Annotated in this window: 6 protein-coding genes, 2 tRNA genes and 2 rRNA genes (1 of these 10 only partly in view); all 10 read left to right on the top strand. The window is 37.4% G+C overall.

Features of this window, described 5'->3' with window-relative positions; all coding sequences use genetic code 11:
- Nucleotides 1-2: 2 nt before the first annotated feature.
- On the top strand, nt 3-2,291 hold the full coding sequence (locus NG806_RS18770) for an NADP-dependent malic enzyme (protein WP_214831297.1): 2,289 nt from the start codon (nt 3-5) through the stop codon (nt 2,289-2,291).
- A 552-nt stretch (nt 2,292-2,843) separates the two neighbouring features.
- Nucleotides 2,844-4,151 carry a carbohydrate porin gene (locus NG806_RS18775; RefSeq protein ID WP_261511020.1) on the top strand — a complete coding sequence of 436 codons (1,308 nt, stop codon included), beginning with the start codon at nt 2,844-2,846 and terminating at the stop codon, nt 4,149-4,151.
- Between the two features lie 207 nt (nt 4,152-4,358).
- Complete coding sequence (gene ruvA, locus NG806_RS18780; protein WP_214831299.1) at nt 4,359-4,943, top strand: Holliday junction branch migration protein RuvA; 585 nt, start codon at nt 4,359-4,361, stop codon at nt 4,941-4,943.
- A 57-nt stretch (nt 4,944-5,000) separates the two neighbouring features.
- On the top strand, nt 5,001-12,032 hold the full coding sequence (gene sov / locus NG806_RS18785) for a T9SS outer membrane translocon Sov/SprA (RefSeq protein ID WP_261511021.1): 7,032 nt from the start codon (nt 5,001-5,003) through the stop codon (nt 12,030-12,032).
- A gap of 232 nt (nt 12,033-12,264) precedes the next feature.
- Complete coding sequence (gene gcvH, locus NG806_RS18790) at nt 12,265-12,642, top strand: glycine cleavage system protein GcvH (protein WP_214831301.1); 378 nt, start codon at nt 12,265-12,267, stop codon at nt 12,640-12,642.
- Between the two features lie 55 nt (nt 12,643-12,697).
- The gene (locus NG806_RS18795; RefSeq protein WP_285439791.1) at nt 12,698-12,994 is read left to right on the top strand and encodes a VanZ family protein; all 297 of its coding nucleotides are present in this window, start codon (nt 12,698-12,700) and stop codon (nt 12,992-12,994) included.
- Between the two features lie 811 nt (nt 12,995-13,805).
- Nucleotides 13,806-15,322 (top strand): 16S ribosomal RNA (locus NG806_RS18800).
- A gap of 218 nt (nt 15,323-15,540) precedes the next feature.
- A tRNA-Ile gene (locus NG806_RS18805) sits at nt 15,541-15,614 on the top strand.
- Between the two features lie 88 nt (nt 15,615-15,702).
- Nucleotides 15,703-15,776: transfer RNA gene (locus tag NG806_RS18810), tRNA-Ala, on the top strand.
- Nucleotides 15,777-15,983: 207 nt separating this feature from the next.
- Nucleotides 15,984-17,393: ribosomal RNA gene (locus NG806_RS18815) — 23S ribosomal RNA — on the top strand; it runs 1,345 nt beyond the window's last position.
- The 16S and 23S rRNA genes sit together here with 2 tRNA genes alongside, the layout of an rRNA operon.

Consider the following 17,393-nt stretch of genomic DNA (forward strand, 5'->3'; position numbering starts at 1 on the left):
CTATGTCAAATAAAACGCATCGCGACGAAAAGAACTTTAATCAAGCAGCATTAGATTATCATAAAGCTGAGCCTAAAGGAAAAATCGAAGTTATCCCTTCAAAACCGCATTCCTCTCAACGAGATTTGTCTTTAGCATATTCTCCGGGAGTTGCCGTTCCTTGTATGGAGATTCATGAAAAGCCTGAGACAGTTTATGATTATACAGGAAAAGGAAATCTTGTAGCAGTAATTTCAAATGGTACAGCTGTTTTAGGACTAGGTGACATTGGACCGGAGGCTTCAAAACCTGTAATGGAAGGAAAAGGTCTTTTATTTAAAATTTTTGCGGATATCAATGTTTTTGATATTGAAATCAATGAGAAAGATCCTGATAAATTTATTCAGATTGTAAAAGGGATTGCACCAACCTTTGGTGGGATTAACCTTGAAGATATAAAAGCTCCTGAAGCATTCTATATTGAACAGAAGTTAAAAGAGGAGCTGGATATTCCTTTAATGCATGATGACCAGCATGGAACTGCGATTATTTCTGCAGCTGCATTGATCAACTCTTTGCAGATCGCAAATAAGAAGATCGAAGAAGTGAAAATGGTGGTTAATGGTGCGGGAGCAGCAGCTATTGCTTGTACCAAGCTCTATATTTCTTTAGGATTAAAACAGGAAAATGTCTTAATGTGTGATAGTAAAGGGGTTATTAATCACAAAAGAGAAAATCTTACTCCTGAAAAATTAGATTTTATTGCGCAGACAGATATCGAAACGCTGGAAGATGCTGTGAAAGGATCTGATGTTTTTGTTGGACTATCCAAAGGAAATGTAATGACTCCAGGAATGTTGAGTAGTATGAACGAAAATCCTATTGTTTTTGCATTGGCAAACCCAGATCCGGAGATTGATTATGACCTTGCTTTTGAAACACGTAAAGATGTGATCATGGCTACAGGTAGAAGTGATTATCCTAATCAGGTTAATAATGTATTGGGATTTCCTTATATTTTCCGTGGAGCTTTAGATGTTCAGGCAAGAGGTATTAATGAAGAAATGAAGTTGGCAGCTGTTCATGCTATTGCCAATTTAGCCAAAGAACCAGTTCCAGAGGCTGTAATTTTAGCATATAATCTTCAGAATCTTCAATTTGGTAGAGAATATTTTATCCCAAAACCATTTGATAACAGATTAATTACTAAAGTTTCTAGTGCGGTGGCAAAAGCCGCAATAGAAAGTGGCATTGCAGGTAAAACAATTGCTGATTTTGATGAGTATGAAAATCAACTTCTTGATAGAATGGGAAGAGATGAAAAGCTTGTAAGAATGATGCAGAGCCGTGCTAAATCAAATCCTAAAAGGGTTACTTTAGGAAACGCAGAAGAATATAATGTTCTTAAAGCTGCGCAGATTCTTTATGAGGAAGGAATTGCGTATCCGAGTCTTTTAGGGGAGAAGAAATATATCAAGGAGCAAATGGAACGCTACGGAATCAGTCTTGATGTTCCAATTATTGATCCAAGTGATGATGATCAGGAGGAAAACAGAAAAAAATACAGAGATACCCTTTGGAAGCTTCGTCAGAGAAAAGGGATGAACGAATACAAAGCAAAAAGATATGTTCGTCAAAGAGATTATTTTGGCCCTCTTATGTTGAAGCATGGTGATACAGATGCTCTTATTATTGGTTTTTCTAAAAACTATGCATCGGTATTACGCCCGGTTTTAGAAATTATTGAAAAAGAAAAGGGAGTAGATAAGGTAGCGGCTATGATGATGATTCTTTCAGAGAAGAAGCCTATCTTTTTTGCAGATACTTCTATTAATAATAATCCTACAGCAGAAGATCTTGTGAATATTGCTAAAATGGCTGAAATTACTGTAAAATCTTTTGCAATTGAACCTAGGATTGCGATGCTTGGATTTGAAAACTTTGCTGCGATTTCTGATACTTCAAAGAAAGTGGCAAAGGCTGTAAGTATTTTACATGAAAAGTATCCTAAAATGATCGTTGATGGAGAAATTCAACCTGATTTTGCAATGAATGCTGATCACCTTAGTGATTATCCATTCTCAAAGTTAGGAGAAACACCTGCGAATACATTTATTTTCCCTAATCTGGAAAGTGCCAATCTATCCTATAAAATTATCAGAGGAATGAAAGTTGCTCAGGTAATTGGTCCAATTCTTATGGGTTTAAAGCAACCAGTACATGTTTTACAAATGCGCTCAAGTGTGGATGAAATTGTAAATCTTGCTACAGTAGCTGTTCTGGATGCTCAGAAAAGAGAAGCAAAAAAATAACAGTATCCTTTTTGAAAGTGATTTTCTGAAAATTTGAATCGAACTTTTAGCTGGAAAATTTTAAATGATATAAAAGAGGTTAGGAATTCTAACCTCTTTTTTTTGGAATTAAGAGAATGAAGTTTATCTATCATGATGTGAAAGTCTCACTAATTGATTTTCTTTTAATGAGATTTTTTTTGTGATTGTTGATGTACAGATAATTAAATTGTTATATTGCATATGAAAAACACAAATAAAATAAAAAACACAAAAACAAAGAATGAAAAAATTATTAAAAGGATGATCTGAGTTTCGTAATCTATTACTTTAAAATAGATTACTTTTTCTTTTTAACTTTCTGACTAAGCCACTGCATTTTTAAAGAATGAATTTTAAGTAAAAATTCGGACTTTTAATTGTGGGCTGGTATTATTTCTCAATGATTCTCAACAATAATTTTATCTTTTTGCCTGAAAGAATATAGCTGTTTTTTTTGAGTAATTAGGGATATATTTATTCTGATATTTAATGAATAGTTGATTCTTTTCGGATGTGTATTAATCAGGTAGAATGATGAAAAAAAACACAAAGAATATCAAATCATTGATAAGTTTATTTTTTATATGCTCTTTAAGCTACAACAAGGTACATTCACAAGCGATAAATCCTCATGAATTTAGTATAAATGGATACATAAGAACAGGAATAGGAGGAACGGATGGCGGACAGATGGTTAATTTTGTAACGCCTGAAAACCTGCATAAATTTCGATTGGGGAATGAGGCTAATCATTATGGAGAGCTGCAGTTTAATTATCGATACAGGAATAAAGATTCTGTAAATCTGTATGAAGTTACTTACATGATGGCTAAGTACATCCCATTCGGAAGTGATGGATATAAACAGTTTCCTGAAACTGCACAGTTGTATGGCAAAATAAATAAAGTAGTTAAAAATGCAAATATCTGGTTAGGCAAAAGATATTATGATCGTAGAAACGTAGAGCTTTTAGACTATTTCTGGATCAATTCTGCACAAAATTCGCAAATAGGATTGGGACTAGAAAATTATCAGATAAAGAATGCGGGGAATTTAAATTTAGCCTTAATAAGATTTAAATATGGCAATAATAATAGCCATTCTTATGCAGCTGATCTAAGATATCTGGATGTTCCTGTATCTCAGTTCTCAAAGCTAAACTTTCTTGGTCAATACAGTATTGAAACCGAAAATAAGCTAATGAACACTCAAAAACATAATGGATATGCTTTAGGAACCTGGTACACTTATTCCAAAAAAAATATAACCCATACTTCTACTATATTATTTCGGAAAGGAAGCTCTATAACGGAAAATGGATACACAGGAAAAACAATACGCGAGTATAGGGATAGTAAAAGAATATATGATCTTGACAAAGCTTCATCTCTAGATATTATAAACAATTTTGTATATGATGATAAGCGCAGACATGCAATTCAGGCTTCATTAACCTACCAGTACAGAAATTTCGGTACAGGAGATCTAGATCAGAATGAAATAATGATGACTGATAAAGCTTCAAAAAATTGGATGAGTGTAGGATTCAGATATATGTACTACATCAATAAATATTTTAATCTGGCATTAGAAGCCGGTAACGATTATATGAAAAGTGATCGGTCAGGATTGGAAGGAAGTTTACAGAAAGTAACTTTCTCACCACAGATTACCTTGAATTATGGATATTATTCAAGACCTGTTTTTAGACCATTTATAACTTATGCCCATTGGTCGGAGAGTTTTAAAGGAATAACCGGCGAGTCTTTATTAAATAATAGATTAATAAGGAAAACCCAAGGGGTATCTATTGGACTCCAGCTGGAAATGTGGTGGTGAAAATATAGTAAGACATACCAAAATAACCAGTTTCTAAATTGATGTGCAAATTAAAAAATAGTGATTGTATTCTCAATTTTGAAGTTTTTTACTTTTAGACCAAATGCTTGAATATCACCTCAAAAATTAAGTTAAAAATCATTCGTGCGTGAAATGAAAACATTAATTAGTTTAAATTACTATATTTGGGAGTTTTAAAAATTAATAATGATATTTTCTTTACAAGGCATTGTTCAAGAACTTACGCCAACTTATGCAGTAATCAACGTAAATGGAGTTGGTTACTATACAGGTATTAGTCTAATGACGTCACAAACTTTGTCGCTCAATCAGGAAACTTTTCTTTTTATTCAACAGATTATCCGTGAAGATGCACATTTGCTATTCGGGTTTAACACTCGTTTAGAAAAAGAAATGTTCAATTTGTTAATAAGTGTTAATGGAGTAGGTGCTGTTTCAGCGCTTATTTTACTGTCAACTTTAAGCCTTGATGAGATTGCTTCGGCTATACTTTCAAGCAACAGTGCTTTGATTCAAAAAGCGAAGGGAATTGGGACTAAAACAGCAGAAAGAATCATTGTAGATTTGAAAGATAAGGTCCAAAAATTCAACAACCTCGAAGAAAATATTTCTACGTTTGCGAATAATAAAATCAAGGAAGAATCGTTATCTGCATTAGAAGTTTTAGGAATTCCTAAACGCATGAGCGAGAAGATTGCAGATCGTATGATAAAACAAAATCCAAGTATTTCAATAGAAGAGTTGGTAAAACAAATTTTAAAAAACCTTTAACATTTGGTGGCAAATAATAAGTATCTCAATATATTTCTGTTCCTGTCGTTCTTATGTATGTCAGTAAATACTTTTGCACAGCAGGTACGTGACACGGCAATTATTAAGAAAGATTATGAACTGGCTGACCCTACTCAGTTTGAAGCCTTTTATGATGTAAAAACTGGTATGTACTATGTATATCCTAAAATTGGAAATACAGTGACCGGGCCTCCGACAGCGATGTCTCCGGAGGAATATAAGGAATTCATGATGGCCAGTCAGACAAGAGCCTATTATAAAGATAAATCCGATAAATACAACCTACTTTTCCGAAAAGATAAAAGTGATGCACAAAGAAAAGGATTAATTCCTGCATTGACCATTCGTAATAAGCTTTTCGAGACTATTTTTGGAAGTAATAAAATAGAAATAATCCCTACGGGATTCGCTTCTTTCGATTTTGCAGGGCTTTACCAGAAGATTGACAATCCATTAATTTTACCTCAAAACAGAACCAGCTTTACCTTTGATATCAATCAGAGAATTCAATTAGGATTATTGGGTAAAGTAGGAGAGAATCTCCAGTTGAAAGCCAACTATGATACCCAAAGTGGCTTTGCATTCGAAAATAGAATGAACCTGGTCTGGCAGGCCAAAGGAAGTTGGAAAGATTTGCAGACGAAAGGATTAGGAGATGTTAATTCACCGGCTTCCGGTTCAGAAGATAAAATCATCAAGAGAGTGGAATTCGGTAACGTAAACATGCCACTTTCTACTAGCTTAATACGAGGTTCTCAATCACTATTTGGGGTGAAAACCGAATTCCAGTTAGGAAAAACCTTTGGAACAGTCGTGCTTTCCCAACAGCAGGGAGAGGCAAGAAATATTGTTGTTCAGGGCGGTGGAGCCGTAAACACCTTTAAGATAGATGCGATAGATTATGAAGACAATCAGCATTACTTTTTAGGACACTACTTCTTAGATAATTATGATAGAGCATTGGCAAACTACCCTCAGATCAATTCAAAAATCAATATAACAAGATTAGAAGTTTGGGTTTTAGACCAGGGAAACAGTAATCTGGCTGCTCAGAAAAGTATAGTTGGAATCAGAGACTTGGGAGATAAAACTGCAGTAATGCCTGATAATGCTAATAACAATCTCTATCAAGCCGTTTCTAATACAATGGGTCCAACACCTCGGGATGCCGGTGTAAATTATGCAGACCTGATACAGGGGCAATCACTTCCTATTGCAACTGGTGGGTCGCAAGCATATGTGAATAATGATCATTTTCTTTTTAATAAAAAAGCAAGAAGGCTAAACACCAGTGAATATACACTTCAACCACAATTAGGATATATTTCATTAAATCAGAAGCTAAATGATAATCAGATTCTGGCAGTTTCATATTCATTTACGGATGGTACAAATAAAGTGTATAAAGTCGGAGAATTTTCTGAAGAAAGTCCTGTATTAATTACAAAAGCACTAAGGTCCACAAGGGTTGATATTACTTCTCCGATGTGGCCATTGATGATGAAGAATATCTATGCTTTAGATGCCGGACAGGTAAGTCAGGATGGATTTATATTGAATGTACTTTACAGAGATGCAAAAACTGGAGGTAAAGTAAACTATCTTCCTGGTACCAGTGTTCAAGGTACTAACTTGCTAAAACTATTGAATTGGGACCGTTTGAACATGAACGGAGATATTCAGAATAACAGTGGCGGAACTACAGGAGATGGTATATTTGACTTTGTTAGTGGTCTTACCATAAGACCGGAAACAGGAAAGATTATTTTTACGAAAACCCAACCCTTTGGTAGCTATATGGCTAGCGTACTTGGAACGAGTGATCCACAATATGTGCAAGCTGATATTTATAATCAACAGAAGCAATTTGCAACATATGTTCCTAAGCGGTATACTCTTGAAGGACGATATAAAGGAACTGCAGGACAAGGAATCTCTTTAGGCGCAGTGAATGTTCCACAAGGTTCGGTAAAGGTTTCTGCTAATGGAGTACAGTTGACAGAAGGGATAGATTATACCGTTGACTACATGCTGGGTACTGTAACGATTATCAATGAAAATGTAAAACAATCCGGACAGGCAATTAATATTTCATTAGAGAACCAATTGACTTTTAATACCCAAAGAAAAAGATTTTTAGGATTAAATCTAGAGAGAAGATTTAATGAAAATTTCATTTTAGGAGCTACAGTTGTTAATTATTCCGAATCTCCACTAACCCAAAAGGTAAATTATGGACAGGAGGCCGTTAACAATACGATGGCTGGGATAAATTTAATGTATAATAATCAGCTTCCTTTCCTGACTCGATTGACAAATAAAATTCCAATGGTGAAAACCGAAGCTCCATCCAATTTAAACTTTAAAATGGAAGGAGCCTACTTATTGCCAGGATTAAATAAAGGAACCAATGATCAATCCTATATTGATGATTTTGAACAGACCACATCAAAGATATCATTAAAAGAACCTGCTGCTTGGAGTTTAGCTTCTAAACCGGAGAAATCGGGAGGCGTATTTTCAGGTGCTGGAGCTGGCAATGATCTCACAAACGGTTACGGAAGGGGATTATTATCATGGTACAATATTGATCCTAGATTCTGGGGTGTTGGAGGAAGAGCTCCTGCTGGTATTACTCCTCAGTCTGTCTCTAACCATGCTTCCAGAAGAGTACAATATTCAGAGATCTACAATAACAGAGATTTTGTAGCAGGTGAACAAACTTTTACAAACACATTTGACATTTCCTACTATCCGACGGAAAAAGGACCTTATAATGTCAATCCAAATAATGAAACTACTCAACAGAGATGGGCTGGTCTTATGAGACCCATTACTGTTTCCAATTTTGTAAATTCTAATATTGAATATGTGGAATTCTGGATGATGGATCCATATGCAGATGGAAATAATTTAGGAGCTAATCCAAAGCTATTACTTCAGTTAGGAAACGTTTCCGAAGATGTTTTAAAAGATGGATTTATGCAGTATGAAAATGGATTGCCAACACCAGGAACTCCATCTGTTACCACTAATTCAAATTGGGGAGTGCAGCCAAAACAACCTCCTATATTATATGCTTTCTCAAGCGAAGGGCAGGAAAGAACAATACAGGATGCCGGATATGACGGTCTCACTTCAGACCAGGAATCCATGAAATTTGGAAATACATTTACAAATCCTGTTACTAATCTTGCTGACCCTGCAGTGGATGATTTTGTATTCTATTTGTCGGCAAAGTTTACAGGAAGCCAGGCTTCGTCATTGGTACAGAGATATAAATATTTCAGAGGACCTGAAGGAAACTCACAAAGCAACTCATTAGAAGTAGCTTCTCAGACTCCCGATGCTGAAGATATTAATAAAGACTATAACCTTGATCAAAGTGAAAACTATAATGAATATCAAATTAAGTTAGACCAGGCAAGTTTAGCTTTAGGAACAAATAATATTGTTGATGTAAAAACTGTTCAGGCTCAATTTCAAAATGGACAGACTTCACCGGTAAGATGGTATTTATTTAGAATTCCAGTTTCTTCATATGTAACAGATGCAGGAGATCATGATCCTGGAGTTCTTAACAATGTGAGGTTTGCAAGAATGTTATTAACAGGTTTTGATCAGACCTCTACTCTGAGGTTTGGAACCATGGATTTAGTAAGATCAGACTGGAGAAAGTATCCTAAAAATACGGCAATAACTGGAACAGATATTATAGAAGAAGGGACGGTAAATGTACCAGACCCTCAAAATTTAGAAATTGGAAGTGTTAATATTGAAGAAAATGCCTTAAATACACCTCCTTATGTATTACCTCCCGGAATTGATAGACAGGTTTTAAGTGGAAACGCTGGTGTCCAAAGACAGAATGAAAGTTCATTATATTTAAAAGTTAACCAGCTTCCACAAACTGAGTCAAGAGGCGTATTTAAGAATACAACTTTGGACATGAGAAGGTATAAAAGATTAAAGCTTTTTGTACATGCTGAAGATCCGGATAAAAGAAAACCACCTATTCCGGATATAGATCCAAAGACCAAATTTTTTATTCGTTTCGGAAGTGACGCTGCAGATAATTATTATGAATATGAAGCATCATTGAAGGTAACCCCAAGCACCGCAACTACTCCAATGGAAATATGGCCAGCGGAGAATGAAGTTGATTTAGAAATCCAAAATTTTGTAGATGCTAAAATTAGAAGAGATAAAAGTTCTCCTAATGATATTTCAAAAAGAATTTTAGATCCGGTATTTGGTGAAGCAGATAAACTCAAGAATATATATATTAAAGGGCGTCCAAGTTTAGGGAATATTACGACTATAGTAATTGGGATAAGAAATGGTATACCTAGAGGTGAAACTGGTGCACCCCTGGATCGGATATTGTGGGTCAATGAAATCCGACTTTCTGAAATTGATAATAAAGGCGGATATGCCGGAAATGCAAGTTTAAATTTTAACCTTGGTGATTTTGCTGTAGTGAACGCCAATGCATCATACACGTCTGTTGGATTTGGGAACATAGATTCTAAACCGGCAGAAAGAAATCAGTCGACACAGTCTGCATTCAGTATCAATACAGCTGTCAATTTAGATAAATTCCTTCCTGAAAAGACTGGAGTTAAGATTCCTGTCAACTATTCCTATTCACAGACGATCGAAGATCCAAAGTATAATCCTTTAGATACAGACGTTGAATTTAAGAAAGCAGCGAACAGGGAACAGCTGAAAAAAGTGGCAAGAACATATACGCAGCAGAGAAGTTTAGGAGTTGTTAATATGCACAAGGAAAGGGTTAATCCAAATAAGAAGCCTAAATTCTACGATGTAGAAAACCTTTCAGTTACGGCGGTTTATAATGACGACTTCTTCAGAGATATTTATACTAAGAAAAACTATAGACAGTATCTTAGAGGATATGTAGATTATAATTATACTTTCAAACCGTGGGTGATCAAGCCTTTTAATAAGATGATCAGTGATACCGCAAAATCTACAAAATACCTGAGATGGGTAAAAGAATTTAATATTAATCCAATTCCGACAAGATTCTCTTTCAGGACAGAAATCGACAGGAATTATAATGAACTGGAGTTTAGAAGCGTTGATGCTATTCTTAATGGTAATTTCAATGATGAATCTCAGGCAATAAGAAACAGAAACTTCTACTTTGGTTGGCAATATGGTTTAGGATTTAATTTTACAAAATCGTTAAAACTGGAAATAAACTCAGCAACGAGAACATTGAATGATAACGTAGATGTGAATACAATGGATAATTCTTCGATCTTTGGAAATGTGTTCAGATCGGGAAGACCAGTATTGTATAACCATAGGGTACAATTGAACTATAAACTCCCATTCCAGTATTTACCATATCTGGATTTTATTGATGCTGAACTGGGATATGGATTTACCTATAACTGGAATGCAAGAAGTACAGCTTTGTATAGTTTTGTTAATCCTGATACCCAGAGAGCAGAAAGTTTAGGTTCAATAGGTCAGAATACAAATGTTATTCAGGCAACGGCAACTGCTGATTTTCCTAAGTTCTTTGGACAGTTTAAATATTTCAAAAATATTTCTACAAAACTTCAAAAACGCAGACAGGAAATTGACTCGCTGAATAATGTGTATACTCAACAATGGGAAAAGAAAAGATATAAGTTTAAAAACTATAAGTTTAAAAATAAACTGACTGTTTTACAAAGTGCCGCATTTTTACTTACTTCTTTAAAACAGCTGGATGTTAATTATTCAGAGAATAACGGAACTGTGTTGCCAGGACTACTTTCTGCACCTAATTATTATGGATACGGGCAAACTTTGGGAGGCCCAAGTATTGGATTCTTATTTGGATCACAGGCAGACATCAGAAGAACGGTTATGGAGAATGGCTGGGTAAGTGATTCTCAATATATGACAGATCCATATGTGCGGATGTCAACCAGGGAACTGCGTGCCAATTTGCAGGTCGTACCAATGAATGACCTTAGAATAGATGTTAGTGTATTGCATAATTATAACAGGAATTTCTCACAGTCCGGATTCAACTATGTAGATCCAGTAACCAGAATTCCTAATCCTAATTTTACTTTTGCCAATGACCTTGTTACATACTCGAACTCAGTAATACTTTTGAAAACATCCTTCAAAGATGGAGCAGCAGTATATCAGTCAATTCGGGAAAACGCAAGAGCTCTTTCTCAACAGCTTGGAGATATATCAACCGTAAACAATGCAGGATTCACGGATGGTTATAGTATTGCCAACGCCTATGTTTTAATACCGGCATTCCGAGCAGCTGTTGAAGGGAAATCTATCAAAGGGATTGGGGATGCTAAAAAAGCAGGATTACCAATACCAAACTGGAAAGTAACCTATTCAGGGTTAAGAAATGTACCTATTATCAATGGACAGTTTTCTAAGTTTGATATATTACATAGCTATAATGCAACCTATACAGCGACAGGAATCCAGTCAAGTATAGATTATTTTAATGCAATTTCAACTGGTGGTAGTCTTTTTGATTCTAACCGAGACAGAATTAATCCATTTACATTCTCTCAGGTAGGATATGTTGAGTCATTCTCGCCATTGATTGGTGTGGATGTTACCATGAGAAATAACATGCAGTTCGGAATACAGTATAATAGAAACAGAATGTTATTGCTGGGATTACTAAATCAGACCCTTACTGAAGATGCCAATACAGAATATGTGGTAAGAGTGGGTTATATTATCCGTAACTTTAGATTAGGAGTGAATGACGTAAGAAAAAGAGGAAAAGGAAAAGGAAGTGATCTTAATATCAGAGGAGACTTCTCATTACGTGATAGCAGAACGAGTATTACAAATATACTATTGGATGATTCTCAGGTTACAGGCGGTCAGAAATTAATGAATGTAAAGATTTCTGCAGATTACAATGTTTCTGAAAATTTAAACTTAAGAGTATTCTATGAACAGATGACTTCTAAATATAAAATCTCTACAGCATTCCCACTTTCAACAGTAAGAGCTGGATTGTCTGCAACATTTACATTTGGAGATTCCGGAGGTTTCTAACCAACAGTTATATAAACATATGAATCCCTTTCTGAATAAGAAGGGGATTTTTTATTAAAATGAAACAGGGATAATAAAGCTAGATCTTTTATTAAAGGTACTATTTACCATGTTGAGTATTTATTCAACTCTATTATATTAAGAATGGGAAAAACATTTTGAATAAACAAACATACTTTTTTTGAACCTTATGTATTTTTGAATAAATTTGTAAAATAATAAAAATCAAAAAATGAACACACCATCGGAATTAAAGTACACTAAAGATCACGAATGGATCAAGATTGAAGGAAACGTAGCTACTATTGGTATTACTGATTTTGCACAAGGAGAACTTGGAGATATCGTATATGTTGATATTGATACTGTTGATGACGATCTTGACAGTGGAGCTGTATTTGGAAGTGTAGAGGCAGTAAAGACTGTTTCAGATCTATTCTTACCTATTGCAGGAAAGGTTACAGAATTCAATTCAGAATTAGAAGCTCAGCCTGAGTTACTAAACACTGATCCTTATGGTAACGGATGGATCATCAAATTAGAGATTGCTGATGGTGCAGACCAGTCCGAATTGCTTTCCGCAGAAGAATACCAAGCTATCATTGGATAGGGTTTCAAAAATATTTAGTAAGATCTTGCCCATTTATTGGGCATTTCTTACTTATATGCTTCTCAAGCCCGGAGAAGAGAATCATGAATATTTTTTTATGTTCAACGGGTTCGATAAAGTTCTGCACGTAAGTATATTTGCTATGCTTGGCTTTTGCTTTATCGCCACTTTCCCCAAAATCAAATTTTCTTATTTTTTCCAGATCATCCTTATATATGCATTCCTAACCGAAATACTACAGGAAGAAATGCATCTGGGCAGATCAATGGAATCCCTGGATATAGTAGCCGATGTGATCGGATGCCTGTTAGGGTACTATATATATAAGGAACTTGTCAAACGTTTTTTCTGATACACAATAAACTTGAAGATTAAAGACCTTCATTTTTCATAAGCTTAATCCCGCTACCCACTCATACTCCTCGTGCCAGCGCTTTCTTTCAGATCCAGATCTACTGCGGGGTAACCGTTACTATCGGGGCTAGAGTATTGGGTTTATTAATACTACTTCTTATAAAGAGAATTCTTCCCATACATACCTTCTTTAAAATCCTGGATAAACTGAACTTTGATTCGTTTCTTCATCAGAATATAGTCTATTCATATATAAAACCTATTCTCACAATATTAAAAAAAAACGAATCGTATAATGTGGATAACTATTGATTGTTCTCAATTGTTTTTGTACCAATAGATTAGGTTTGTTATTTTCCACATTTTAAGATTATTGTCAAATTTTATGTTAAATAAGTTTGGATTGTAGTGTTAATAAGGTGTACTTTTGCCCCACTGAAAACGAGAGATAGTAGGTAGCGCAGACGATAAGTAAATAGGACTGAAGGTTAGAAAAATAAATAATATTTTATTTTGATAATTGATAAAAGTTTGTATCTTTGCAGTCCCAATTAAGGGAGCGCAGGAGAGTATAGGATTGAATAAGAGATAGGGATTAAGGTTACTAAAAAAACTTTAAATTTTCTTTCGGAAAAATTTGGTCACATCAAAAAAAACATTTACTTTTGCACTCGCAAATCAGTAGTCCAAACGACAGAAAATGAGGCTACGGTATAAAGCGGAAGAAGAGAGATCATTGAAAAATAATATAACAACCAAGTAAGGAAAAACTAAAGCGTAAAATAACTTTGAGTGAGTCAGACAAACATACAATGGAGAGTTTGATCCTGGCTCAGGATGAACGCTAGCGGGAGGCCTAACACATGCAAGCCGAGCGGTAGAGATTCTTCGGAATCTTGAGAGCGGCGTACGGGTGCGGAACACGTGTGCAACCTACCTTTATCAGGGGGATAGCCTTTCGAAAGGAAGATTAATACCCCATAATATATTTGATGGCATCATTAGATATTGAAAACTCCGGTGGATAGAGATGGGCACGCGCAAGATTAGATAGTTGGTGAGGTAACGGCTCACCAAGTCAATGATCTTTAGGGGGCCTGAGAGGGTGATCCCCCACACTGGTACTGAGACACGGACCAGACTCCTACGGGAGGCAGCAGTGAGGAATATTGGACAATGGGTGAGAGCCTGATCCAGCCATCCCGCGTGAAGGACGACGGCCCTATGGGTTGTAAACTTCTTTTGTATAGGGATAAACCTTTCCACGTGTGGAAAGCTGAAGGTACTATACGAATAAGCACCGGCTAACTCCGTGCCAGCAGCCGCGGTAATACGGAGGGTGCAAGCGTTATCCGGATTTATTGGGTTTAAAGGGTCCGTAGGCGGACTCGTAAGTCAGTGGTGAAATCTCATAGCTTAACTATGAAACTGCCATTGATACTGCGGGTCTTGAGTAAGGTAGAGGTAGCTGGAATAAGTAGTGTAGCGGTGAAATGCATAGATATTACTTAGAACACCAATTGCGAAGGCAGGTTACCATGTCTTAACTGACGCTGATGGACGAAAGCGTGGGGAGCGAACAGGATTAGATACCCTGGTAGTCCACGCCGTAAACGATGCTAACTCGTTTTTGGGTTTTCGGATTCAGAGACTAAGCGAAAGTGATAAGTTAGCCACCTGGGGAGTACGAACGCAAGTTTGAAACTCAAAGGAATTGACGGGGGCCCGCACAAGCGGTGGATTATGTGGTTTAATTCGATGATACGCGAGGAACCTTACCAAGGCTTAAATGGGAATTGACAGGTTTAGAAATAGACTTTTCTTCGGACAATTTTCAAGGTGCTGCATGGTTGTCGTCAGCTCGTGCCGTGAGGTGTTAGGTTAAGTCCTGCAACGAGCGCAACCCCTGTCACTAGTTGCTAGCATTAAGTTGAGGACTCTAGTGAGACTGCCTACGCAAGTAGAGAGGAAGGTGGGGATGACGTCAAATCATCACGGCCCTTACGCCTTGGGCCACACACGTAATACAATGGCCAGTACAGAGGGCTGCTACCAGGTGACTGGATGCTAATCTCGAAAGCTGGTCTCAGTTCGGATTGGAGTCTGCAACTCGACTCTATGAAGCTGGAATCGCTAGTAATCGCGCATCAGCCATGGCGCGGTGAATACGTTCCCGGGCCTTGTACACACCGCCCGTCAAGCCATGGAAGTCTGGGGTACCTGAAGTCGGTGACCGTAAAAGGAGCTGCCTAGGGTAAAACAGGTAACTAGGGCTAAGTCGTAACAAGGTAGCCGTACCGGAAGGTGCGGCTGGAACATCTCATTTTAGAGCGTCTTTCGGGACGATAAACAAAATTAAAGATACTTAAGTGTATCATGTACTTACTTAAAGTATGCTTTAGTTTTTTATTTGGTTGATTATATATATAAAAATACAAAACCCACTAGAAATTAGTATAGGGAAGAGAGGCAAGATGAAAGATAAAAGAAGAAAGACAATGAGGTCTGATATCTGGAGTCTTTAATCTAAAAGTCTAACAAGACAGTCTCGTAGCTCAGCTGGTTAGAGCGCTACACTGATAATGTAGAGGTCGGCAGTTCGAGCCTGCCCGAGACTACTAATTGAAAAAGACGGGAAGATAATAGATGGTAGGGATCAGATTTAATTCTGGGATCTGTAATCTGTAATCTGAAGTCTGACTAGAGGGGGAATTAGCTCAGCTGGCTAGAGCGCCTGCCTTGCACGCAGGAGGTCAAGGGTTCGACTCCCTTATTCTCCACAGTTTTGTGAGTCTGATTTAAAAGTATAATGAATAGAGCCAAAACAAATATTCATTCATCAGACAAGCAGAAAGACATTAAGATCATTGACATTAACGGTAAAAATATCACAAAGAGAAAACCGAGCGCAATTAAGCGTTTGAGTTTACAAAAAATAGCTTGGCAGCAATGCTGAGCAAAAAATACTGAACTAATTAATAATTAGGAAAGAAATCGTTAAGGGCGTATGGCGGATGCCTAGGCTTTCAGAGGCGACGAAGGACGTGGTAAGCTGCGAAAAGCTCGGGGGATTGGCACACACGAATTGATCCCGAGATGTCCGAATGGGGCAACCCGGCTGGTTGAAGACCAGTCACCTCGTAAGAGGAGCAAACCCGGAGAACTGAAACATCTAAGTACCCGGAGGAAAAGAAATCGAAGAGATTCCGTAAGTAGTGGCGAGCGAACGCGGATTAGCCCAAAAGTCTTTATATATTTAAAAGAATGTTCTGGAAAGAACAGCCATAGAGGGTGATAGCCCCGTATTTGAAAGGTATATTTTGATGATAAATGAGTAGGGCGGGACACGTGAAATCCTGTCTGAATATGGGGGGACCATCCTCCAAGGCTAAATACTCCTGAAAGACCGATAGTGAACAAGTACTGTGAAGGAAAGGTGAAAAGCACTTCGAATAGAAGGGTGAAATAGAACCTGAAACCGTACGCCTACAAGCGGTCGGAGCCCACATGTTGGGTGACGGCGTGCCTTTTGCATAATGAGCCTACGAGTTAATTTTACTAGCGAGGTTAAGGACTTCAGGTCCGGAGCCGGAGCGAAAGCGAGTCTGAATAGGGCGTATAGTTAGTAGGATTAGACGCGAAACCTTGTGATCTACCCATGGGCAGGTTGAAGCTCTGGTAACACAGAGTGGAGGACCGAACCGGTTGACGTTGAAAAGTCTTCGGATGACCTGTGGGTAGGGGTGAAAGGCCAATCAAACTGGGAGATAGCTCGTACTCCCCGAAATGCATTTAGGTGCAGCGTCGTATATAAGTTTATTAGAGGTAGAGCTACTGATTGGATGCGGGGGTTTCATCGCCTACCAATTCCTGACAAACTCCGAATGCTAATAAATGTTCTACGGCAGTGAGGGCATGGGTGCTAAGGTCCATGTCCGAGAGGGAAAGAACCCAGACCAACAGCTAAGGTCCCCAAATATATGTTAAGTTGAAGCAACGCGGTTGGACTGCATTGACAGCTAGGATGTTGGCTTGGAAGCAGCCATTCATTTAAAGAGTGCGTAACAGCTCACTAGTCGAGCGGTCCGGCATGGATAATAATCGGGCATAAACATATTACCGAAGCTATGGATTTGTACTTATGTACATCTGGTAGGGGAGCATTCTGTTTGCACAGAAGCAGTGGCGCGAGCCATTGTGGAGCGTACAGAAAAGAAAATGTAGGCATAAGTAACGATAAAGGGGGCGAGAAACCCCCTCACCGAAAGACTAAGGTTTCCTCAGCCATGCTAATCAGCTGAGGGTTAGTCGGGACCTAACGCGAACCCGAAAGGGGTAGTGGATGGACAATGGGTTAATATTCCCATACTTGCTCACACTAAAAAGGGGACGGAGTG

Source organism: Chryseobacterium paludis (assembly GCF_025403485.1).
Lineage (GTDB): Bacteria > Bacteroidota > Bacteroidia > Flavobacteriales > Weeksellaceae > Chryseobacterium > Chryseobacterium paludis.